General features: G+C 63.8%; 21 protein-coding genes. 10 read left to right on the top strand and 11 right to left on the bottom strand.

Going from position 1 to position 21751, the window contains the following annotated elements; all coding sequences use genetic code 11:
• Positions 1-15 precede the first annotated feature (15 nt).
• The 5 genes from ACSVHC_RS06920 to ACSVHC_RS06940 form a co-directional block, all read right to left on the bottom strand.
• Positions 16-333 carry an ArsR/SmtB family transcription factor gene (locus ACSVHC_RS06920; RefSeq protein WP_236815476.1) on the bottom strand — a complete coding sequence of 106 codons (318 nt, stop codon included), beginning with the start codon at positions 331-333 and terminating at the stop codon, positions 16-18.
• The gene (locus ACSVHC_RS06925; protein ID WP_439180682.1) at positions 330-812 is read right to left on the bottom strand and encodes an SRPBCC family protein; all 483 of its coding nucleotides are present in this window, start codon (positions 810-812) and stop codon (positions 330-332) included. Before ACSVHC_RS06925 ends, ACSVHC_RS06920 begins: the two co-directional genes overlap by 4 nt.
• Positions 813-878: 66 nt before the next feature.
• Entirely contained in the window at positions 879-2060 is a 1182-nt protein-coding gene (locus ACSVHC_RS06930) for a virginiamycin B lyase family protein (RefSeq protein WP_437772481.1), read from the bottom strand.
• Between the two features lie 88 nt (positions 2061-2148).
• Positions 2149-2820 carry a response regulator gene (locus ACSVHC_RS06935; RefSeq protein WP_284982098.1) on the bottom strand — a complete coding sequence of 224 codons (672 nt, stop codon included), beginning with the start codon at positions 2818-2820 and terminating at the stop codon, positions 2149-2151.
• Positions 2817-4445: an ATP-binding protein gene (locus tag ACSVHC_RS06940; RefSeq protein ID WP_439180683.1), complete on the bottom strand. Its 1629-nt coding sequence runs from the start codon at positions 4443-4445 to the stop codon at positions 2817-2819. The genes ACSVHC_RS06935 and ACSVHC_RS06940 overlap by 4 nt, the downstream gene beginning before the upstream one ends.
• Before the next feature lie 232 nt (positions 4446-4677).
• Here ACSVHC_RS06940 and ACSVHC_RS06945 point away from each other — a divergent pair, with 232 nt between their 5' ends.
• The 3 genes from ACSVHC_RS06945 (at position 4678) to ACSVHC_RS06955 (ending at position 7450) form a co-directional block, all read left to right on the top strand.
• Entirely contained in the window at positions 4678-5676 is a 999-nt protein-coding gene (locus ACSVHC_RS06945) for an aldo/keto reductase (protein ID WP_437772480.1), read from the top strand.
• Positions 5677-5828: 152 nt separating this feature from the next.
• Positions 5829-6443, top strand: a complete 615-nt coding sequence (locus ACSVHC_RS06950) for a PepSY domain-containing protein (protein ID WP_437772479.1) — start codon at positions 5829-5831, stop codon at positions 6441-6443.
• 119 nt (positions 6444-6562) lie between these two features.
• Positions 6563-7450, top strand: a complete 888-nt coding sequence (locus ACSVHC_RS06955) for a helix-turn-helix transcriptional regulator (protein WP_437772478.1) — start codon at positions 6563-6565, stop codon at positions 7448-7450.
• Positions 7451-7893: 443 nt separating this feature from the next.
• Here the strand turns inward: ACSVHC_RS06955 and ACSVHC_RS06960 are convergent, their stop codons facing one another.
• Entirely contained in the window at positions 7894-8181 is a 288-nt protein-coding gene (locus ACSVHC_RS06960; protein ID WP_437772477.1) for a YciI family protein, read from the bottom strand.
• A gap of 8 nt (positions 8182-8189) precedes the next feature.
• On the bottom strand, positions 8190-8654 hold the full coding sequence (locus ACSVHC_RS06965; RefSeq protein WP_439180684.1) for an SRPBCC family protein: 465 nt from the start codon (positions 8652-8654) through the stop codon (positions 8190-8192).
• A 206-nt stretch (positions 8655-8860) separates the two neighbouring features.
• On the opposite strand from ACSVHC_RS06965, the gene ACSVHC_RS06970 reads away from it, so the two are divergent.
• A complete protein-coding gene (locus tag ACSVHC_RS06970; protein WP_437772475.1) occupies positions 8861-9484 on the top strand; it encodes a PadR family transcriptional regulator in 624 nt (207 codons plus the stop codon).
• A 65-nt stretch (positions 9485-9549) separates the two neighbouring features.
• Here ACSVHC_RS06970 and ACSVHC_RS06975 read toward each other — a convergent pair whose 3' ends face one another.
• Entirely contained in the window at positions 9550-10530 is a 981-nt protein-coding gene (locus ACSVHC_RS06975) for a fibronectin type III domain-containing protein (protein WP_437772474.1), read from the bottom strand.
• A gap of 831 nt (positions 10531-11361) precedes the next feature.
• Here ACSVHC_RS06975 and ACSVHC_RS06980 point away from each other — a divergent pair.
• Positions 11362-11667, top strand: coding sequence for a hypothetical protein (locus tag ACSVHC_RS06980; protein WP_437772473.1), 306 nt, complete (start codon positions 11362-11364; stop codon positions 11665-11667).
• A gap of 43 nt (positions 11668-11710) precedes the next feature.
• Here the strand turns inward: ACSVHC_RS06980 and ACSVHC_RS06985 are convergent, their stop codons facing one another.
• A complete protein-coding gene (locus tag ACSVHC_RS06985) occupies positions 11711-13336 on the bottom strand; it encodes a phospholipase D family protein (RefSeq protein WP_437772472.1) in 1626 nt (541 codons plus the stop codon).
• A 107-nt stretch (positions 13337-13443) separates the two neighbouring features.
• Between ACSVHC_RS06985 and ACSVHC_RS06990 the strand changes: the two genes are divergently transcribed.
• From ACSVHC_RS06990 to ACSVHC_RS07005, 4 genes are all read left to right on the top strand, one after another.
• Positions 13444-14301: a phosphatase PAP2 family protein gene (locus ACSVHC_RS06990; RefSeq protein WP_439180685.1), complete on the top strand. Its 858-nt coding sequence runs from the start codon at positions 13444-13446 to the stop codon at positions 14299-14301.
• 128 nt (positions 14302-14429) lie between these two features.
• The gene (locus ACSVHC_RS06995) at positions 14430-16490 is read left to right on the top strand and encodes a phosphocholine-specific phospholipase C (RefSeq protein ID WP_437772470.1); all 2061 of its coding nucleotides are present in this window, start codon (positions 14430-14432) and stop codon (positions 16488-16490) included.
• A gap of 83 nt (positions 16491-16573) precedes the next feature.
• On the top strand, positions 16574-17776 hold the full coding sequence (locus ACSVHC_RS07000) for an alkaline phosphatase family protein (protein WP_437772469.1): 1203 nt from the start codon (positions 16574-16576) through the stop codon (positions 17774-17776).
• A gap of 220 nt (positions 17777-17996) precedes the next feature.
• Positions 17997-18461 carry a peptidase gene (locus ACSVHC_RS07005; RefSeq protein ID WP_437772468.1) on the top strand — a complete coding sequence of 155 codons (465 nt, stop codon included), beginning with the start codon at positions 17997-17999 and terminating at the stop codon, positions 18459-18461.
• On the opposite strand, the gene ACSVHC_RS07010 is transcribed toward ACSVHC_RS07005, so the two are convergent.
• Together ACSVHC_RS07010 and ACSVHC_RS07015 are read right to left on the bottom strand one after the other, a co-directional pair.
• Positions 18417-18929 carry a GNAT family N-acetyltransferase gene (locus tag ACSVHC_RS07010; RefSeq protein ID WP_437772467.1) on the bottom strand — a complete coding sequence of 171 codons (513 nt, stop codon included), beginning with the start codon at positions 18927-18929 and terminating at the stop codon, positions 18417-18419. The two genes, ACSVHC_RS07005 and ACSVHC_RS07010, sit on opposite strands and share 45 nt — an antisense overlap.
• Before the next feature lie 34 nt (positions 18930-18963).
• Positions 18964-19506: a GNAT family N-acetyltransferase gene (locus ACSVHC_RS07015; protein WP_437772466.1), complete on the bottom strand. Its 543-nt coding sequence runs from the start codon at positions 19504-19506 to the stop codon at positions 18964-18966.
• 969 nt (positions 19507-20475) lie between these two features.
• Between ACSVHC_RS07015 and ACSVHC_RS07020 the strand changes: the two genes are divergently transcribed.
• The gene (locus ACSVHC_RS07020) at positions 20476-21663 is read left to right on the top strand and encodes a DUF4192 family protein (RefSeq protein ID WP_439180686.1); all 1188 of its coding nucleotides are present in this window, start codon (positions 20476-20478) and stop codon (positions 21661-21663) included.
• Positions 21664-21751 lie beyond the last annotated feature (88 nt).

The raw sequence follows: 21751 nt of genomic DNA on the forward strand, positions 1-21751 counted from the left end.
CCCGTCGTCGAAGAATTACAGTCCCTCCGCGATGCGCTTGATCGCGGCCAGGCGGCGATCCCACTCTGCGCCGATGCGGTCGAGGCTGCGTGCCGTTTCGCTCAGCTGCGAGCCGAGCACCCTGTAGCGCAGTTCGCGGCCCACGCGCACCGATTCAACGAGCCCGGCCTCCTGCAGCACGGCGAGGTGCTTGGCGATCGCTTGTCGGGTGACCGGGAGCCGCCCAGCGAGGGCCGACGCCGATGCGTCGCCCTCGCCTAGGGCAGCCAGGATGCTCCACCTCGTCTCGTCGCCGAGCGCGGCGAACACTGGAACCAGGGTGCTCGCGGTCACGACCCACCCTCGACATACGCGGCCAGTTCGTCGAGTTCCGAGTCCCAGCCCTGGCGGTGGCTCTCCATGTTGAACGCGGAATCGCTCGTCGTGTCGAAGCCGGTCTCGACGACGGTGAGCTGCGTTCCGCCGTCGAGCGCTTCAAGCGTGAAGCGGAACATCGTCGAATGGTCAGGATCGACCTCGGCAGGCTGGGTGCCGCGCGCGTCGTCGTTGCTCCAGCGGTAGGCGATCATTCGCGGCGGATCGAGCTCCTCGATCCGCACCGGGAAGGCGCCGTAGCCTTCGAAAGAGAAGACACCGCCGGCGCCGACGGCGACCTCGTCGAGGACGGCGGTTTGCCCGAACCAGCGCGCGATGTGCTCGGCCTCGGTGATCGCCGCCCAAACCTTCTCGATGGGGGCGGCGATGGTGATGGTGCGCCTCACGGTGAATTCGCCGGCGTCGACGACAGAGGCCTGGTTTACGGTCATAGTCATGATTCTGTTCCTTTCGGTCAGTTACTGCAACTACAGAGTTGCATTAACTATTCGAAAGAGCAACCCCTAGGTTGCAGATCGAGGCTTGCCGTTGTCTTCAAGGGCGGATCTCTTGCGGCGTCCCGCAGCCACGATGAAGACCGCGACGGCGATTGCCACTGTCGCGGCGCCGCCACCGATTGCAGTGATGATGCTCCAGGGGCTGACGATCCCGTCGCCCGGTTGTGTTCCGGTGGTGGCCGGCTTCGAGGCTTTGGAGGTTGCTGCGCCCGCGGCAATCGCCGCGTAACGGGATACCGAGCCGTCTCCCGTGCCGTTGCCCGGGCTCGTCACGATGAGCGTACCGTCTGGAGCCACCGCCAGATGGCCGGAGTTCTTTTCGGTTGGAATGGAGGATCCCACAGCTGTTGCGCCCGGCGGGACGACGGACAGCACGCGGTCCTGGACAGTGGTCACGTACAGGGTTCCGTCCTGCCCGACGGCTGCCTCTTGGGGGCCTCCCGGGACGAAAATACGGTATGCGACCGTGTCAGTATCCGGCTTGATCACAGCTACCCGATCGGAACTGATGTTGGTGACGTATATTGTTCCGTCGGGCCCGGATGCGATCCCGTGGGGGTTATCTGTGGTCCCGGGTGTTGCGCTGACCTGAATGGTCCGTGAGACGGCGCTCGCTCCGGAAGGAATGACCGAGACCGTCCCCGCGATTTGGTTTGCGACGAACGCGGTGCCGTCCTTCGTGACTGCGACCTCCACCGGCCCTGCTCCGACGGGTACTGTCCGGTCCACGGTCGATCCGTTCGGTGCAATGACCGACACGGTGTGCTCCGAGGGGTTGGGGACAAAGATCGTCCCATCAGGGCCTGCGGCGATCAGATGGCTCCCCGGGTAAACCGGAATTCTCCGAGCCACGCCGCTCGCGCCAGTAGGAATAACGCCCACGTCGTACCGATTCGTGGCGCTGTCCCGTTCAGCGACGTACAGGGTGCCATCCGGGGCCAATGCCAGGCCTGACGTATATCCTCCCGTGGTGATAGTCCGGGAAGGCTTAGCGGCTCCGGCAGGTATCACCTGGATGCCGCCGGCCCCGCCGTAATTGCCCACGTACGCAGTGCCGTCGGAACCAACCACCACGCCAACGGGCACCCCGACGACGTCGAGAACTTCCGAAGGTGCCGCAATCGCAGGCACCGCGCCCAGATAGGCGAACGCCGTCGCGGCCACGACAGCCAGGCTCCAAATTTTCACTTTTCGTCCCCCAAAATCCCCACAACGGCGCTCGACGCCGGATCAGCGGAGCCTGCTCCGCTTCAGCAGCATATCCCGCCGCCCGGCCTCAACCCTTGCGTGGCAGGTACGTATTCACCGGGCGCCCGGTGGAACCGTAGGCCAAATGCAGGTCAACAAGTCCTTTGCGCTCGAGTTCACTGAGATAGCGCTGGGCCGTCGGGCGGCTGATGCCAACGCTGCCCGCAATCTCCGAAGCGCCCAAGGGCTCCGTGGAGTGAACCACCATGTCGAGGACCTTTTGCATCGTGGGCGGCAGGCGCCGTGGTCCTTTGGCAGGCGGAGCCGTACGGCGCAGGCTGAAGAGCTGGTCCACGGTCGCCTGGTCGGCCACCGTCCGGGACTCCGCCTCCTGCCGCCAGCGCCGATAGGCCTCGAGCTGGGTTTGCAGTTGCTCGAAGCCAAACGGTTTGACGAGGTAGTACACCGCTCCCCCGCGCATGGCGGCCCGCACGGTCTCAAGGTCCCGCGCGGCGGTGATCATGACGGCGTCGAGCTTTTCGCCAGCTCCCTGAAGTGACCTCAACAGGCTGATGCCGTCTTCATCGGGAAGGTAGACATCGAGGAGAAGAAGGTCCGGTTTGAGCCGCTGCACTGCTTCCCTGGCCTCCGCGGCGGTGTGCGCCTCGCCGACGCATTCGTATCCCTCGATTTTGGCCACGCGGCTGGCGTGGATGCGCGCTACGCGGAAGTCGTCGTCGACCACCAAAGTGCGGATCATTCGATCGACTTTCCTGTCATGACCGGGGTTTCGGATCCCAAGCGCGGTTCCGGCAACCAGATTTCAAAGCGTCCCCCGGGTCCGGGGAAAACATCCATGGTTCCTCCTGCACGGTGAACGATCCGGCTCACCAGCGCAAGGCCTATCCCGCGGCGCATTCCTGGCCGCGGTTCCTTCGTGGTGAACCCGTCGGCGGTGATCGTGCCCACCAATTCCGCAGGAACACCGGGCCCATTGTCGGTCACGCAAATGAAAATGCCCGAGGAATCGTCCAGTTGGATGGTCACCTCACGGGGCGTGGGTTGCTCCGCGAGGATCTCGACGGCGTTGTCCAGGAGGTTGCCGACGATCGTGAGCAGCGCTTGCGTTTCGAGGAATGGTTGACGCAGCTGAGAGTCGTCGGTCACCGAGATTTCGACATCCTGCTCAGCAGCCACGGTGATTTTCGCGAGCAGCAGGGCCGCAAGCTCCGGCGGCTCGATCCGCGAGCGCAGCCCTTCGCCAAGGGAGCGCGAGGTGTCCGAAATCCGCGATACGAAATTCCGTGCCTGATCCACATCCCCGAGTTCCAGGAGTCCGTCCACCACGTGGAGACGGTTGGCGTACTCATGCTCCTGGGCGCGCAAAGCTTCCATCAGCCCTTCGACGGAGCGCAAGTCGCGGACGAGGCCCTCTACCTCGGTACGGTCGCGCAATGTGACCACCGAGCCTATGCTCCTTCCCGCCAAGGCAACGGACATCCGGTTCACCACGAGCAAAGCGTCCTCGGTAATCACGATCTGGTCGGTACCGCTGATCTCACCCGTCAGGAGGGAACGGAGCCGTCCGGACGGCAGAAGATCCTCGATCTTCTCTCCCAGCACGTTTTCTTCCAAGTGCAGCAGGGAGCGCGCCTCGGAGTTGATGACGGTGACCCGGCCGTCGTCGTCGAAGCCGATCATTGCTTCGCGGATGCCGTGCAGCAGGGCTTCACGCTCCTGCAGTAGGGACGCAATCTCCACCGGTTCGAGATCGAAGGTGACCCGCTTGATTCTGCGCGCCAGCAAGGCAGAACCCATGGCGCTGATCACGAGCACCACCGCCGAATAGCCGGCAATCAGCAACACCTGTTTGGCGAGTTCGCTGCTTTCCGTGGTCTCCAGGATTCCCACCGAGACCTGCCCGACGACGGTCCCGTCCGCCGCGCGCACCGGCGCCTTGGCGTTGACTGAGTCGCCGAGGCTGCCCTTGTCGATGCCAACATGGGTCTGCCCGTCGAGGACGGCGACGGGTTCTTCCAAGGTCTGTCCGATGAGGTTTGGATTCGGGTGGGAATACCGGACACCTTTCCGGTCGGAGACGACGACGTAGTCCGGCTGCGCCTGGGACTGGACCTTGCTCGCAATCGCCTGAATCGAGTGCGTTGGATCCCCGTTCCCCAGCGACGTGACGATTTCCGGCATTTGCGCCACCGTAGTCGCGATCCCCAGTGCCCTGAGCCGGTATTGGTCCTCGAGGGTCTGGTTGCTGATCTGGGTGTAAAGAAGCGCGCCCAAAGTGACTGTCACAAAGAGGATGCAGAGCAGCCACACCAGGATCTGGGAGGCAAGCGGTCGCGTCTTCCAGCGCGCACCGAAAAATCGCAAGCCACGCAACTCTGGATGCACCGCCAACCTCTTCCTACTCTCCTAGTAGCTTATGTGACAAAGTTCACGGCTACTACGGCTCACCCGACGGCGGCGGTCCGCCGTCCTCGGGAACTCCCTCCTGAGAGGTACTGACAGGGACTCCCTGCCAGTACCGGGCTATCCCTAGTGTTGACGGCAAGGCTGGACTTTGTTTCACGACACAGGGATTCACGACACAGGAGGACGAAGGATGGAAAAGCGCACACTGGGCACCAACGGCTTGGAGGTCTCCGCCGTCGGGCTGGGCTGCATGAGCATGACTGGCGGATACAGCGACAAGCCGGACCGGCAGGAAATGATCTCGCTGATCCGCGCCGCTGTGGACCGGGGCGTGACATTCTTCGACACTGCCGAAATCTACGGCCCATATGCCAACGAGGAGCTCGTAGGCGAAGCCCTCGCCCCGTACAAGGGCCAAGTGGTGATCGCTACCAAGTTCGGTTGGGACATCGATTCCGCAGAACGGAAGCCGAGCGGGCGCGTGAGCAGCCGCCCTGAGGTCATCAAGGACGTCGTGGACGGCTCACTGCGCCGGCTCGGCGTCGACGCCATCGACCTCTACTACCAGCACCGCGTGGACCCCGACGTTCCCATCGAAGACGTAGCGGGTGCGGTCAAGGAACTGATCGAGGCCGGCAAGGTGAAGCACTTCGGCATGTCCGAAGCGTCGGCCGGAACAATCCGCCGGGCGCATGCCGTCCAACCCGTGAGCGCTGTCCAAAGCGAATACTCCCTCTGGTGGCGCCGTCCCGAGGAGGAAGTGCTGGCCGCGTGCGAGGAACTGGGCATCGGCTTTGTCCCCTACAGCCCGCTCGGCAAGGGCTTCCTGACAGGAACCATTACCGCGGCCACCAGCTTCGACGCCGGCAACGACATCCGCAGCACCATCCCCCGGTTCGCGCCGGATGCGCTCCAGCACAATGCCGCCGTCGTCGAACTGCTCGCCAGCATCGCACAACGCAAGGGCGCCACTCCCGGTCAGATCGCATTGGCTTGGCTCCTGGCGCAGAAGCCATGGATCGTCCCGATCCCCGGAACGCGCAAGCTGCACCGCTTGGAGGAAAACATCGGTGCCGCCGCCGTCGAATTGTCCGCCGCGGAACTGGGCGAAATCGAGGACGCCGCCTCCAGGATCCAGGTGCAGGGCGGGCGCTACAACGACGCCGCAGAACGGATGACCAACCTCTAGGCGTCCGCACGGTGCCACGCTTCCGCATCCTGTGAGCCAGGCAAAATGTCACAGTTCAGGCACAGCATAGGTATACAGGGGCCAAAGCCCGGGGTTCGAGGATGGGATACAGCTTCGAACCCCTCGGAGTTGAACCTCTAAGGAGCAACATCGTGAACAAAGTCCGGAAAATTGCAGTGGGCGCGGCCCTGATCGGCGCCGTCGCAGGCGGCGGAGCCCTCACCGCCATGGCCCTGCCGGCTAACGCTGCAACTACTGACACTTCGACCGCCAGCCCATCCGCCCCTGCCACGAACGGCGGCACGCACGGAAACGAAACGGCCCTGACCGGTGACACCGCCACCAAGGTGAAGGCTGCTGTACTGGCGGCCAACTCCGGCGCCACGGTGGAGAACATGACCACCGAAGACGACGGCAGCGCCGCCTACGAAGCCCACGTCACCAAGTCGGACGGCACGCACGCGACCGTCAAACTCGACGCCAGCTTCAAGGTCACGGCAACCGAAACCGGCGGCCCGGGCGGCGGGAAGGGCGGCCACGGCAACCACGGAAACGAAACCGACCTCACGGGTGACACCGCAACCAAGGTGAAGGCAGCTGTACTGGCCGCCAACTCCGGCGCCACGGTGGAGAACATGACCACCGAAGACGACGGCAGCGCCGCCTACGAAGCCCACATCACCAAGTCGGACGGCACGCACGCCACCGTCAAACTCGATGCGAGCTTCAAGGTCACAGCAACCGAAACCGGCGGCCCCGGTCACTAACTCCCAGTCCAACTAACAACTGTGGGCGGATACGGCACCCAGCCGTATCCGCCCACAGCGCTTGAACGGTGTAATGACAGGACCTCCCACCGGTCCTCTGCCGGAAGTAGCCTGAATCCATGGACAGTCGAAACGATGTGAGTGAGTTCCTGCGCTCCCGCCGGGCCAAAGTGACACCCGAACAAGTGAATCTCATTGTGGGGGCCAACCGGCGGGTGCCCGGGCTGCGGCGGGAAGAAGTCGCAACCTTGGCATCAGTCAGCGTGGACTACTACGCGCGGCTTGAACGCGGCAACCTCACAGGTGTCTCCGACGAAGTGCTCGAATCGATTGCCCATGCCCTCAGGCTGGACGAAGCCGAAACCGCCCACTTGTTCGATCTCGCCCGCGCCGCACAGCCGGGGCCGGGCCGCCGCCGTCGTCGGGCAGTGACGCCTGCGCAACAGATCCGCCCGAGCCTCCAGCGGTTTATGGACGCGATAACGGGCGCCCCGACGTGGGTACGGAACGAGCGCATGGACCTCATCACTGCGAACCCACTCGGCCGCGCCCTTTTCTCGCCCCTTTTAGCCGATCCCGTCCGGCCCGTGAACAACGCCCGGTTCGTGTTCCTCAACCCCGAGTCACGCAACTTTTACCTCGATTGGGAGCAGGGCGCGAACGACATCGTGGCCACCCTTCGCAGTCACGCCGGACGGCAGCCGCACAACAAGGGCTTGAGCGACCTGGTCGGCGAACTCGCCACTCGAAGCGAGGAATTCCGCACACGCTGGGCCGCCCACAACGTCCGCTTCCACCGAACCGGCACCAAGCGCATGCACCACCCGGTGGTCGGGGACCTCGAACTCAGCTACGAGGCAATGGAGCTGCCGGCCAACCCCGGGTGGACGATGTTCGCCTACACCGCGGAACCAGGGTCGGCGAGCGACGAACGCCTGAAACTGCTCGCGAGCTGGGCGGCCACCACTGCAAGCGAACTGGCTGCGCCGGCGTCGATCTCGGACTGAGTGTTCGAGCCGCGCGTAGTGAGGGTAGGACCGTCAATCCTAGGAAAAGCAGGGGGCGGCACAGCTGCTGACATAGTCTTCCGGAGCGCTTAGCGTCTTTAACAGGACCTTGAACGACGGCGGTTCCGCCTTGAGTATTCGGGTTTCTTCCAGCCGCTAACTGATCACAGTCCAGGGCTCCACGTTTTAGATGAGAAGAAGATGACTATGGATTTTTCGTTGATGATGGCTTGCGCAGTCATTGGCATCGTGAACAATGACAGCCGCAGTGCCTTGCCTGGGGCACCGGTTGTTCCGGCACGCCCGGCAAGGCGCCTGCGGCTGGCTCGGATCCGGGGTTGGCTCGCAACCGCACTACACCGGGCGGCGTGGAGAATCGAGCCTAAGGTGCCGCAGCCTGTTATGGAGCCTTGCCGGTGAAAGGCGCCGCAGTTGCCCGAATGTCAGGCGTGATCCTGCGGACTGAACATGACTGCGTTCCATTCCCGGATCTCGCTGGGTACTGCAAGTCCTTCCAAGACGAAAGGATCTCCCGCAATGAACTGCTCCGCCCTTTCCTTGCTGGTGAAGATGCCCATCGAACCGTTCACGGCAGGGTTGTTGAAAGTCCCGATGCCAATCAGGCCGCCTTCGGCAGCGAACGCCTGCATATATTCAACGTGCCTGGGGTAAACGGCCTGCAGCCCTGGAAGCGCCGAAGGATCCGAGCTGTAGAAGACGACGAATTGCATTGTTTTCCTTAGCTGTCGGATTCGGCGCTGTCGGATTCGGCCAGGGTCTGGCCGAGCCGCGGAAGAACATGGTTTCGCCATCCGCCGCTCATGATGCGGTGCGATGCCACGTGGGTCGGCTCGTCGGGATTGAAGCCGTCGTGGACAAGCGACAGCCTGGTGCCGGTGTCCGCCACAGTGATTGACCATGTCACAGTGCTGTTGAGGCTGTTTCCAGAGTTCGCATCCCGCCAGGAAATACGCAGGAGCTTCTCCGTTTCCAGGTCAAGGACTTCGCTGGCCACCAAGCCGCTGAATCCGACTGCCGGAACGGGAATCCCGCGCATATGGAACTGGTGCCCCACGATCGCCTGGAAGTCGTTTTCCATCAACCAGCGGGCGATCAGCCCGGGTTCCGTCAGTGCCCGCCAAACCTTGGCAGGCGAATACGGCAGGAATTCTTCGACCTCGATGGTCGTAAGGTGTTCACTCATTTGGTGTCCTCAATCTCGTTCATGACCATCCTAAGTTCCGAGGGAGCCGTCGGCGGAGCGATCCGGCATCCCCGAGCTGCGTCGCAGCCCAGTTCGAGCAAAATCCAACTCTTGTTTAACGACAGTCAGCGATATATCGTTAACTATCGCAGAACACACTGCGAGCCTCAGGGCAACCCACACAAGATTGAAAGGACGATGCCGCTATGAAAGGCATTCACGACAACAGACACACGGATTGCGGTCCGGATATGGAACGCTTCGGACGCGGCCGGAGCCGTCGCGGGCCCCACGGACACGGCGGATTCGGGCCAGGCCGCGGGTTTGGGCCAGGCCGCGGTTTCGGGCCGGGGTTTGGCCCAGGCTTTGGTCCCGGCTTTGGCCCCGGCGGCCAGCGTCGGGCCAACAAGGGCGACGTTCGCTTCGCGATCCTCTCCTTGCTGGCCGAAGCACCATCCAATGGATACGGACTCATCAAGACAATCGCTGAGAAGACGTCCGGATCGTGGCGCCCAAGCCCGGGTTCCGTCTATCCGACGCTGCAGCAGCTCGTTGACGAAGAGCTCATTGCACCCGTCGGCGAAGGCCGGCGCACTGAGTTCACACTCACCGACGCCGGAAAGGCATACGTAACGGAGCACGCCGAGGAGCTGGAAAATGCGTGGAACATCGATCCAGAAGGATCAGGACCCGCGTTTCACCAGAGCGTGGCAAAGCTCATGGGGGTTATCCACCAATTCCGCTTCGCCGCAACCGACGAACAGCGCACAGCCGCCATGGAAAAGATCGACGAAACACGGCGAGCGCTGTACCACATCCTCGCTGACTAGAACCACCCTTCCGAGGCCGCGACGCGGAATCACCCACTCCGCTCGCGGCTTCCGGGCTGGCACGGCTAGCGTCGGGGGATGGAGGTGCCCCCTGTTGGCGTCCAGGTGATTCGGCCGCCTTGGAAGTCCTGGGCAGCACCACCGCAACAAACGGAGTACTCGTTGCTTGTGGGATAGCCGAGCTCGCCGTTCTCCCATCCTTGTGCCGCATAGGCGGAGCGGATGGCGCCCGCGTTCACGTGGGCGCCGGTCGCCGGCGACCAGTAGATCGCCCCGCCTTGAAACGACTGGTAGGCGCCGCCGTCGCGCAGCCCCTTTACCTCGTTGCCCGTGGGGTAGCCCAGCGGGCCGTTCTCCGAACCTTGAGCGACATACGCAGAGCGGATGGCGCCCGCGTTCACGTGGGCGCCTGTGGCCGGTGACCAGTAGATCGCCCCGCCCTGGAAGGACTGGTAGACGCCGCCGCCGCGAATCGGTCCGACTTCATCGGAGGTGGGGTATCCGAGGGGGCCGTTCTCCCATCCTTGAGCCGCGTAGGCGGATCGGATCGCACCCTGATTGAGGTGGGAGTAGGTCGTCGGCGACCAGTAGATCGTCCCCCTGCTGTAGTTGCGGTAGGCTCCACCGAAGCGCAAATTGTCTACCTCCCAGCCGGTGGGATCACCAAGAAATGCAGGGCCGCCGAGGGAAAAGTAGTAGATGTCGATAGGAGTCAGGTGGAGGGTGACCGAATTGCTGGGTGGCGACGGCTCTGACGTACCGGCACTGTTGGTGGCCGTGGCTGTGAAGCTGTACGTGTAACCATTGATCAGACCTCTGACCACGCACGAACCCGATGCCCCTGTGATGGTGCAGGTGGCACCGTCGGGGTTGGCTGTCACTGTGTATGAATCCACTGCCCCGCCGGAAGACGGCGCGGAAACGGAAACGCTGGCCGAAGAGACTCCGTCCACGGCTATGGGGGCACCGGGTGATCCCGGGGGCATGAGACCTGCACCCATCCCCATGATGCCGGTCGCCGCCATGGAAGCAATAGTCGTCGTCATGAATCCAAGACGCATCAAACGCCTCGTGAATTCCCGGGTCCTGATCAATATTGAAGTCACTTTAGACGCACCCATGTAGCGACGCCCGTGCCGCACCCCGAAGCCCGCCGACGGCAAGCCCATGGCGATCATAGGGCGCGGAAGCGAGCTCCCGCAACGAGTCTCCGCGTTGCTGTTCCAGCTGGGCTGCTGGTCTTACCCTCCGAGGCGGAGCTCCATGAAACGCTGAGCGTGGACGACGGCGGGGCCTCCCGCCGTCGTTCCCTGCGTTGAGCGGCGACGCCGCTCAGGAGTACCACTGCCACTCAGGCGGCTCCCAGCCCGAGGGAACCTGATGGTTGTCCTTCGTCCCGCATTTTGCACAGCTGTAGCTTGCCGACGGCGGCCGCAATCCGCTGCCATCGGCCGCATAGACAGCGGGAACATACTCATGGAAGGTCAACGGAAACCCAGGGCCGCACTGCCCGCAGGCTGGCACCCTTGGCAGCGCTGCGGGGATACAGGGACGATGGGCGGAAATTCGATGTCCAGCACGAGCAAGCGTCATGTTTCTCCCTCACGTCTTCATCGGTCGGGAATCGGCGCTGGCCACATCCCGAGTTCAAAGTTCATGCCCGGGCGCCCGCATCGTGCCTATGAACCCAATGGGGCAGCCAGCGGGTAGTGGGTCAAACCCTATGCCAGGATTCCCTGCAGGGCCATGGGCAAGCCCGAAGAGATGGTTCGCAATCAGTTAAGCCGCTAACAGAGGAAACTGTTGCCCGCGTCACATCCTCCGTTTAGTCTTTGTTCCGGGCCGCAGCGTCGCGGTTCCTGATCGGAAGAGGACTCATGACCGAAAAAATCCGGCTTCTCGTAAAAATGGACATCGATGGTGCCCAGGTCCGCATCACAGCCCATGGACGGCTAACCTCCCGGAGCCTCCACGCCCTTTACGTAGTCGCCAGGCGGGCCAACGCCCTTATGCCTGGCCTGGCCCTCGAAATCGACGTCAGCGGGGCCAACGTGGAACCGGCGGCCATGGAAGCGCTCCACCGCTGCTCGCAATCCCGCCGTCTTCCGGCCCTGATCGATCCCCAACAGTCAGATGTCAACATCTCCGTCCGGTCATCCGCAGACGCGGTGATGGCCGCCTGAATCCGGCGGCTTTGAACGCGGTGGGCGCTTCGACCCAGCTTGCCTAGAACTTGGTGGTGCCGCGCAGTCGCCGGGGACGGCCGTCCGGGTCCACGACGAAGCGGCTGAGCGGATCCGCCCACAGACGCTGGAGGGCCGAAACAGGTTCCGGGGTGTGGTGCCGCACGTTTCCGGTGGGGCGGTGCGAGCGGCGCCCGGTTTCGTGCCAGTTATCGAGGGCGTCGGCGCTGGTCTTCCACAGCTTTAGCCCAGCCGCCGGGTCGTGAATTCGGGGATCGTCCTGATCGAAGCCCAAGTGTTCGGCCCAGAGTTGGAGCCGGAGCCCGCGGGCCAGCGGCCGGGAAGCGGCGTGGCCGTTGTCGGTGCCGGGCGGCTCCCCGTTCTCGGCAGTGGTGTCGGCAGTGGTGTCGAATACAGCGCAGGTGAGCTCGCTGTCGGTGGTCCAGGACCGGCGGTTGAAATTGTCTGAGCCGCAGGTGAACCAGATGTCGTCGATAATGCAGATCTTGGCGTGGACGTAGATCGGAGTTCCGGAGCTGTTCTCCAGGTCGAACACGCCGACCCTGTCGGGTGCGACCTGGCGCAACATCTTGAGGGCGCGAAGTTGCCCGATCCGGCTTGCCGGGCCCGTAAGCGAGCCATCTGAGTCGGGGTAGCGGGGCACGACGACGATCACGTTAAGGTCAGGATTCCGCTCTAGTGCCTCTGCGATTCCGGCTGCGACCTCGGTCGACCACAAGTACTGGTCCTCTATGTAGATCAGCGAGCGGGCGCGGGCGAAGGCTTTCGCATAGCCTCGGGCAACGCTGCGTTCCCCTTCGGGCGCGAACGGGAACGGGGGACGTTTCACACCGTAGGTGCGCAGCAGCTGCACGGCATGGGGTCCGGCCGCGGGTGGCGGCGGTGCAGCGGCCGGGAGCGGTTCGGGGTGCCGGGGCATACGGGCCAGGCGTTGCAGCAGCATCCGGTAGGGGGTGCGTCGATCCAGTGGATGGGGGTCGTTCCATCGCTCAGCGAACACTGCCAGTACATCCGCGACCACGGGCCCCCGCAGTTCGAGCGCAGCATCGTGCCACGGCGGACGTTTCCCATACCGGGGATCCATGGTCACCGCTTGCGGGTCTCCCGCATGGTCGGCGTCGTCCCTTCGGCTGTGGGAAAGGTCGAGCCCGCCGATGAACGCAACATCCCGCGACGGATCGTCACGACGGCGGATGACGAACATTTTCTGGTGATGGGAACCGAACAGGCGGACACGCTGATCCAACAACACTTCTCCGCCGGCGTCGTTGATCTTGCGGCTCAGGAGCTCGTTGGATCGGCCGCTCATCGGGGCTGATACCCGCTCGCCGTGGGATCTCCAGACAAGGCCCCGCACTTCCACGCCCTGGCGAGCCAACCCTGCGAGCAGGTCCCCGATCGTCGGTCCGTCCGCCAGCAGCCGTTCGTCGGCGTCGCCACGCCAGTCGGTGAACCACACACGGTCTCCCGCCCGCAGAGCAGTCAGCTCCTCATGCAGTCGGGCAAAATAGCTCGCTCCATGAATCAGGGGCCGCACCAGGTTGCCCTCCGACCACGCCGAAGACCCGGCACCGCCCGCGTGCACCTTCGTGGCCAGATTCCCCCGCTCAGCGCGACTCAGGAACCACGTGCCAGCATCAGTGTCCACTCAGTGCTCCTTCCGGGGGCGGGGCCAATCCTCTGGGGTCCGGTCTTCAAACAGCCTAGAAGGTAACCTTACTGATCAAATCAATTCACGAGGTGAGGCGGAAGACAATGGGCGTTCATCCCCAAGGCACGTCGGACGACGACTCAGCCAAAGGCAAAGGCGAGCTTGCCGACGACCGGTTCGTCGGTGACGCCGACCTGGCCCGGTGGAAGTCGCCCGCTGGTAGGTGGCTCGCCTCCCGCGCACAACGCCTCAGTGCCCGTCTCGGCCCGTACGGTGCGCTCATCCTGATCCTCGCTGCTGGAGCCGCAGTGGCATCACTGCTCGCTTTCGCGACCGGCGGAGTGTACGAGGCCGTGACAGAAGCAGATGGCGTGTCCGCCCTGGACCACCCGGTCCTGGAGGCAGCGATGACCTTGCGCAGCCCCGCACTGGACGCCGCCGCCACGGCGTACACCGATCTGGGCGGAGGAATCGGGATGCCGATCCTGGCCGTGATTGCCACCGCCGTGCTGGTCCTGCGGCGCCGCTCGTGGACGCCGGCGATCCTCATTGTGACCGCTGCGGCCGGCTCCCTCCTCATGACCATTGCCGGCAAGCAACTCATCGGCCGTGCCCGGCCCCCGCTCAGCGACGCCGTGCCGCCCTACGAGTATTCCCCTTCGTTTCCCAGCGGGCATTCGCTGAATTCGTTCGTGATCGCCGGAATCGTCGCCTACCTGGTCATCCTGCGTTGCCGCTCCCGCCGGGCCCGCGCCTGGACAGTGACCACCGCGGCCCTCTTCGCCCTGACCATCGGCCTAAGCCGGGTGTTCCTGGGCCACCACTGGCTCACCGATGTCCTGGCGGCCTGGACGCTCGGCGCCGCCTGGCTGGTCCTGGTCATTACATCCCACCGCCTTTACCTCACCGCCCGAAAGACTGAAAAGCTCAACCACGCCCGGACCGAGACCCCAGGCAGATAAAAGCCGGCTCCGGCTTGCCCCCTCCCGTATGTTGCCCAAAGTTTGCTTTTCCTGCACTTAGCTTTTGCCCGGTGCTGGAAGAGTCCGGCGGGGGTTTTGTCAACAAAGCCAAGCACTGGGAGCAGCTCATGTCAGGTCTCAACCGTCGACGTTTTCTTCAACTATCAGGGGCCAGCGCGGCGAGTGCCGCAATCGCGGAAATGCTAGGCGAGAGCATCGCGCGCGCCGCGACCATTCCGGCCAACCGTGCCACCGGCTCGATCAAAGACGTCGAGCACGTAATCGTCTTCATGCAGGAGAACCGCGCCTTCGACCACTACTTCGGCACGCTCAAGGGCGTACGCGGGTTCGGTGACCCGCATCCGGCCATCCTCCCGAGCGGGAAGGACGCGTTCGCGCAGAACAACGGAACGCGGGACATCCTCCCCTACCACCCGACCGCGCCGAATCTCGGCATGCAGTTCATGGAAGACCTCGACCACTCGTGGAAGCTCACCCACGAGGCCTTCAACGTGGGCAAATACGACAAGTGGCTCCCCGCCAAGTCCGAGGCCACCATGGCGTTCTACGAGCGCGGCGACGTCCCGTTCCATTTCGCCCTCGCGGACGCGTTCACGATCTGCGACCAGTACCATTGCTCGTTGCTCGGCCCCACGGACCCCAACCGTTATTACATGTTCACGGGCTGGGACGGCAACGACTACAAGGCCGGCGGCCCCGACTTGTGGAACGCCGAGGTCGGCTACTCGTGGAGCTCGTATCCCGAGGAGCTTGAGAAGGCCGGCGTGAGCTGGAAGGTGTACCAGGACGTCGGCGACGGCCTCACGGCCGCGGGCTACTGGGGCTGGACGGGCGACGCGCACATCGGCAACTACGGGGACAACTCGCTCCTGTACCTCACGCAGTACCAGAACTCGAAGCCCGGCAGCCCGCTCTACGAGAAAGCGCTGACAGGCACGAACGCGAAAGCGGGCGACGACCTGTTCCGGATCTTCCGCGAGGACGTCGCGAGCGGGAAGCTCCCGGAGGTCTCCTACGTCGTGGCCCCCGAGGCGTACACCGAGCACTCGAACTGGCCCTCGAACTTCGGCGCCTGGTACACGGCGAACATCCTCAACATCCTCACGTCCAACCCGGACCTCTGGAGCAAGACAGCCGTGTTCTTCATGTACGACGAGAACGACGGCTTCTTCGACCACGTCGTCCCGCCGCACCCCAACACCCCGCAGATCCCCGGCGCATCCACGGTCTCGACCGAGGGCGAGTGGTACGACGGCCGGATGACGTTCTCCGGCATCGCCGACGTCCCGGGCCACTACGGTCTCGGAGTGCGCGTGCCGATGCTCGTCGCCTCGCCCTGGAGCATGGGCGGGTGGGTCTGCTCGGAGACGTTCGACCACACGTCGATCGTGCGGTTCCTCGAGTCACGCTTCGGTGTTAAGTCCCCCAATATTTCGCCGTGGCGCCGCGCGGTGTGCGGCGACCTCACGAGCGCGTTCGACTTCTCGGCGAACGCGGGCGCGGCGCCGGCCCTGCCCGACACCTCGGCGTTCAAGGCCGCGGACCACAATCGGCATCCGAGCTACGTGCCGACGCCTCCCGCAGTCAACTCAATGCCGGCCCAGGAGAAGGGCACGCGACCGTCGCGACCGCTCGGGTACGCGCTCGACGTCGCGGTCTCGGTGGCCGGCGGCAAGCTCTCCGCCCACTGGTTGAACGCCGGGAAGCTCGGCGCACACGTGCAGGTCCGCTCGAATCTCCTTCCGGCGGGACCGTACTCGTACACGATCGGCGCGGGTGCATCACTCGACGCGTCGTGGGCGCTTGGCGCCGAGTACGACGTGCAGATGCACGGCCCGGCGGGCTGGTACCGCCGCTTCGCGGGCACGACGGCGGCCGCGGACATCCGCGCGACCGTCACCCGCGACGGCGTGTCCGGCCACGCGCAGTTCCGGATCGAGAACGCTGGCCCGGCCGCTGCCGCGCTCACGATCACAGACGCGTACGGCGCCGGGTCGCAGGCCCTCGCGCTCAACCCGGGCCAGGCCAAGACCGTGGTGATCCCCACGCAAGGCGGCTGGTACGACCTCAAGATCACCGCCGCGGCGGATCCGAAGCTCGTGCGAGTCCTCGCAGGGCGCCTCGACGACGGCCGGGCTCTCACGTCCGACCCCCAATTGGGCCGCTGACGGGCAGTCGCCCGCCGTCGCCCGCTGTTCTTCACCCCGAATAGAAGCGCTCCGACAGGGGCGCAACCCGAAAGGACAATTCAATGCTCAATGTGTTGAAAAGCCGCAAGTCCGGAGCCCTGGCAGCCATTGCGGCCACCATCGCGCTCACAGGCACCGCAGTGGTCGGCTCGGTTGGCCCCGCCACGGCACTGGCCGCGTCCGGCTCCGTCGCCCAAGCGAGCGGACAAGGGGCCAACGGTCCCGACCATGTCTTCGTCATCATGATGGAGAACCACGGCTACGACCAGATCATCGGCAACACCGCCGACGCGCCCTACATCAATACCCTCGCGCAGCGCTACAACACTGCGGCGAACTACCACGGCGTCACGCACCCGAGCCTGCCCAACTACCTCTCAGCCATCTCGGGCAGCTTCCAAGGAATCTGGGACGACTGCAAAGCGGGAGCGAATGTCACGTGCGCCCCTGAAGAGTTCGTCCCCGGCTCCAGCGACACTGGAGTCACCGGGCAACTCACGCCAGAACAGGCGGCCAGCGCCGCCGCGACTCCGCATATGTTCTCCGGCCAGACCATCGTCGACCAGCTCGAAAACAAGGGACTGAGCTGGAAGGCATACATGGAGAACCTCCCTAGCACCGGCTCCCAGGTCGAATACGCACCCACAATCGGCTCCACCACGGTCAAGTTGTACGCCCAGAAGCACAACCCGTTCATGTACTTCTCGGACATCAACTACCCGGGCAGCCCGCGCCTGCAGAACATCGTGCCGCTTGAGAACAACCTAAAAACCGACCTCGCGAGCGGCAACGTGCCCAACTTTGTCTGGATCAGTCCCAACCAGTGCCACGACATGCACGGGATCTCCCCCTCCGGAGCAGCCCTCATCGGACTGCCCCAATGCGGTTACCCGGACTCCGGCCTCGACCACCGCGCGATCCAGCTCGGCGACGCCTACCTCAAGCAGACCGTCCAGCAGATCATGGATTCTCAGACGTGGAAGACGACTAAGTCAAGCATCGTCCTGGCCTGGGACGAGAACGACTACTCGGGCTCCACGGGCGGCCCGGGCAGCCCGGTCGGACAGAACGGCGCGGTCCTGGGCGGCGGCCACGCACCAATGATCGTGATCAACTCGGCTGCAGGCCCGCACAAGACCTCGAACCAGCTCTCCGACCACTACACCCTGCTCTCCACCATCCAACACATGTGGCACCTCGGCTGCCTGGCGAACACCTGCTCGCCCACTACATCGGGCACGTTCGAGGAACTCTTCCGCCCCTGACCCGTCATAGCGTTCAAGAGCTGACGGCCTGCCCGCACATCCCGTGCGGGCAGGCCGTCCGGCTATCACGCGAGGCGCTGTATCGCGAAGGCGAGCCGAACTGCGATTTAGCGCGCAAGTAGGAATGTGAAAGAATCTGCATATAGATGCATATAAGCAAGCGCCCGGCTCACTCGAGGCCAAGGCCGGACCGCACACCTCCATAGATCGGAAACAGCCCATGAAGACCGCGACAACGGGACAAGGCATGCTCGCCCGGATTCCCGGCCACGGCAGCTTTTTCGTGAGTGGGACCGCCGTCGACATGATTGAAGTTTTCGGTGGGCTGCTGCATTGCTACCAAGGCAACGGCGGCTGCCGAAAGCAAGGGCTCTACTTCTCGCGGACCGAGCCGAAAAAGCCCCTTCAATGCGTCTTGTACGCTGCCGGCCGCGAAGGAACCCGCGCCGGAGCGGACTTACCGGGCGACGCGACGATCACGGTCAGCGTCAGCCATGACCTGGCCCCCAAGCTTGACGGGGCCGTTCTGGACTTCGGAACCTTCAACAAAATGGAACGCTTCGTATGGCTGAAATTGCCGTCCGTCAAAGGCCCATCCTGCACCTGCCTACGATCAATCGGGGCCCCGGCAGGAAAACGATCACCGTGCCTCGATGATCGAGGCCTTGGACTCAGTGACCTCTGACGGGTCCCACCCTCCTCGGGACGCCGCGAAGAGAATGAGCTCGGCCCGGCCGTCGTCGGCGGTCACTCCGCGAATCTCCGGGAATCGTGCAACCAGGCGGAAGCCGAGCGCATCGTGCATTCTGATGGATGCCGTGTTGTGTTCGTTTGCGAAGTAGTGGGCGATGGACGCCCGGGACCAGATCCATTCCAACCTCGCCACGGTGAGGGCAGAACCGACCCCTCGCCGTCGAAACCCCGGGGCGACCACCACTCCCCCGAGATAGTGGCCGGCGGGCGAGCCGCCGTCGGGATTCGGATGGAAATGGGTCTTGGCTACGCCGATGACCTTGCCGTGTGTAACGGCCACCAAAACGACTCGGTCGCTCCTTGGGAGGACCATCTCGCTGGTCCAGCGTCTCCGCTCGCTGGCGTCACAGAGCGAATTCACCTGCGCCAGGTCGTCGAGGGTGCATTCGCGAATCTGCATGGCGATAGCGTACTGGGCGAGCCCGTGGACGGTTCTAGTCGTGAAGGACCACTTGGTAGAGATTGTGGTCTTGCCATTTTCCGGCAATCTGCAGGTATCGCGGCGCCATGCCAATCTGCTGGAACCCGGCCTTGAGCAGCACGCGCTGCGAGGCAGCGTTGTGGAGAAGAGTGCTCGCCTCAATGCGGTGCAGGCCGAGTTCGTCGCGCGCCATTTCGACTATCGCCTGGACTGCCGCCGACGCTAGTCCGCGGCCTGCATATGTGCTATCCACCCAGTAGCCCAGGCCCGTGCTCTGGAAGGGACCGCGTACGATTCCGGCCAGGTTGAATCGGCCGACGACTCGATCGCCGTCGAACAGTCCGAGCGGGTGCGCTCCCCCTGCCTCATGCGCAGCGAGGCGGCTGGCAATGTCCGCTGACTGCCAGTCTGCGGTGTAATACTCCTCGGGCCGTACTGGCTCCCAGGGTGAAAGGTAGGCACGGTTGCGCACATATGCGGCGGCGAGCGCAGCCGCATCACCTACGCGCAGTACGCGCATGCTGATGCTTTCACTAAGTTGGCGCGGTTCAATCATCGGTCAACATTAGAGCCAAATACCTCTCTCGGACCAAAGTCCCGACCCTGCGTGATCCCGCCACCTGAGCGGACACCCCCAAGCCCGACCTTAACGGAATCGGGTGGCCGGACGAATATCACCGGGGTGCCCTCCACCTGCGATGATCAGCCCGGAATGGCCGTCCTCCGCTAGACCGAGTCGGCCTACATCATCTGGATCTGGAGCCCCCTGTCGGATTCGAACCGACGACCCCCGCTTTAGTCTCGAGTCCCTTTGCTTGCCCGGGATCTGGTGGTTTTCGCCCGGATTCTCGGGGTTTTTGCGGTCAATGACAGGCGATGATTTGTCGTTGGTTGCCGCTGATTGAGGTGAGTTAAAGGTGAGTCGGTTGCAATGGGGTCCGCCAGTAATGCCCGACCGTCGCGCGTCCGAGACACCGCACAGCCGCTACTACTTCCTGTCCGCGGAGAGGGATTCCGCAGCCTCCAGCTGGTCCTTCATGGTTGACGATCTCCGATGCCGCATGCCTGCGGCTGAACCTCAAGAACTTTTCGTCCGGTGAGTTGTTTTTCAGCTCATTCACCTCCGGTTTGCCGAAAGCACTGATCACTGCAGCGAGAACACAGATGGCGACAAAGCCGCCAACAAAAATGATGTTCCGGAGGACTTTCACGAATATGATCACGTGGTCGTTATGACGGCCATAAGTTCTGCGCTCCAGCACTCATCTCGGACATTAGTGTCCCCGCGGACGGAGCAGGACCTGGCGTCGTGCCGGGCCGCACACGGTTGACCACGGACAGGCAGAAGAACCTTCGCTGTTTGTCATTCTGATGGTCGATCATCGCTGGGCGGGTCCTCCGCGCAACCAGGGCGCTTCGCGCCGGCCTCGATCCAAAACTTCGCTCGGCGCTCCGCTTATTTCCTTGCGAACTTTTGGATCACTGCCGGTTCCCCAAGTTGCACTCCGGCCCCTCATGCCCAGCATTGAATCCTCTATCAGAACGACGCCGGAACCTAACGGCCACGGCCGACGCCGCCTTGGAAAGAGAAGGACCATGGAAACCCTCACGATCAAGACCCCCCGCCGATGTCCTCAGTTTCATCGGCCACACCCTCGGTTTCTGGTCGCAGGAAAGCCTCGTCTGCATCACCCTGGACACCAACCACATCGGCGTGACCCTCCGCGTGGACCTCCCCAAGCACGACGGCGGCGAACGCGCCTATGCCCGAACAGTCGCCGGCTACCTGGCGAACGACACGAACGCCACCAGCGCCCTGGTCGCCGTCTACACCTCGGCCGCCCCGACAGGCGGCCAGGACAAACCGTATGCTGCAGTCATCGCCGCCCTGACCGGAGCTCTCGCCGAACGGCAAATCACCATCAGGGACGGGCTCCTCGTCGGCGACGAGACAGCCTCGCCGTACGACGACGATCCCAACCTCAACTGCGCCCTGCCCCTGTCGATGGTCGACTCCAGTGAAATCAACGCCGAGCTCGTGTACCGCGGGAGCTCGGTCGCACGAACCGGCCGGATCACTTTGCCGCCGTCAAACAAGGAGGCGACGTTTCATGCCGTCGAGGATCGGATCAAATCAATCGGGCAGTCCCATGACCACGGCGCGATCGAAAGGGCTCGAACCCTCTGGGCGGGCATCCTCGAGGCCAAAACCTACCCTACAGATGATCAGACCGCTGCGTTGATCGCGAACTTCCAGTTCGCCGCGATCCGCGACCAACTGATGGCAGACATCCCAGGCGTCGACGGTCCCATGGAAAAGATCCTTCTGGCCCAAACTCCCGGAAAGCCGCAGTGGGCCCGCGTCGAATGGGCGCAGCAAATCCTCCTCCACGCCTACACGCTGAGCAGCACAAAGCACTCGGCGCCCCTCCTTACCGCCATCGGCTACATCAACTGGTGGGAAGGCCGCGGCAGCAAAGCCCACCAATACATGGAACTCGCCCTGGAGGCAGACCCCGGCTACCGCCTGGCCAAACTCAGCGACCAACTCCTCGCTACGGAATGCTCGCCGGCTGGAACACGGACAAGGACACCGCCTATAAGACGCGAGGGCTTGGAAGGTCAGACTGACCAGCATCCGCTATCAGCGTCAGGCGGGTGGGCGAATCCAGTCATGTTGTTGTGCAAACCGGGACGCCCCATACGTCCTTAGCTTAACTTTGTCTCCCACCTACGCGACGGGGACTGTCTCTAAATAACCGTGTATCCGGCTCGACTCGCCGAGCGCTGAACCCAGCGGG

The sequence above is a fragment of the Arthrobacter sp. KNU-44 genome (genome assembly GCF_051843155.1).
Lineage (GTDB): Bacteria > Actinomycetota > Actinomycetes > Actinomycetales > Micrococcaceae > Arthrobacter.

Coding starts and splice junctions, on each gene's coding strand:
- ACSVHC_RS06925 (WP_439180682.1), bottom strand. CDS start 812: ATGACTATGACCGTAAACCAGGCCTCTGTCGTCGACGCCGGCGAATTC.
- ACSVHC_RS06935 (WP_284982098.1), bottom strand. CDS start 2,820: ATGATCCGCACTTTGGTGGTCGACGACGACTTCCGCGTAGCGCGCATC.
- ACSVHC_RS06945 (WP_437772480.1), top strand. CDS start 4,678: ATGGAAAAGCGCACACTGGGCACCAACGGCTTGGAGGTCTCCGCCGTC.
- ACSVHC_RS06955 (WP_437772478.1), top strand. CDS start 6,563: ATGGACAGTCGAAACGATGTGAGTGAGTTCCTGCGCTCCCGCCGGGCC.
- ACSVHC_RS06960 (WP_437772477.1), bottom strand. CDS start 8,181: ATGCAATTCGTCGTCTTCTACAGCTCGGATCCTTCGGCGCTTCCAGGG.
- ACSVHC_RS06965 (WP_439180684.1), bottom strand. CDS start 8,654: ATGAGTGAACACCTTACGACCATCGAGGTCGAAGAATTCCTGCCGTAT.
- ACSVHC_RS06970 (WP_437772475.1), top strand. CDS start 8,861: ATGAAAGGCATTCACGACAACAGACACACGGATTGCGGTCCGGATATG.
- ACSVHC_RS06975 (WP_437772474.1), bottom strand. CDS start 10,530: ATGACGACGACTATTGCTTCCATGGCGGCGACCGGCATCATGGGGATG.
- ACSVHC_RS06980 (WP_437772473.1), top strand. CDS start 11,362: ATGACCGAAAAAATCCGGCTTCTCGTAAAAATGGACATCGATGGTGCC.
- ACSVHC_RS06990 (WP_439180685.1), top strand. CDS start 13,444: ATGGGCGTTCATCCCCAAGGCACGTCGGACGACGACTCAGCCAAAGGC.
- ACSVHC_RS06995 (WP_437772470.1), top strand. CDS start 14,430: ATGTCAGGTCTCAACCGTCGACGTTTTCTTCAACTATCAGGGGCCAGC.
- ACSVHC_RS07000 (WP_437772469.1), top strand. CDS start 16,574: ATGCTCAATGTGTTGAAAAGCCGCAAGTCCGGAGCCCTGGCAGCCATT.
- ACSVHC_RS07005 (WP_437772468.1), top strand. CDS start 17,997: ATGAAGACCGCGACAACGGGACAAGGCATGCTCGCCCGGATTCCCGGC.
- ACSVHC_RS07010 (WP_437772467.1), bottom strand. CDS start 18,929: ATGCAGATTCGCGAATGCACCCTCGACGACCTGGCGCAGGTGAATTCG.
- ACSVHC_RS07015 (WP_437772466.1), bottom strand. CDS start 19,506: ATGATTGAACCGCGCCAACTTAGTGAAAGCATCAGCATGCGCGTACTG.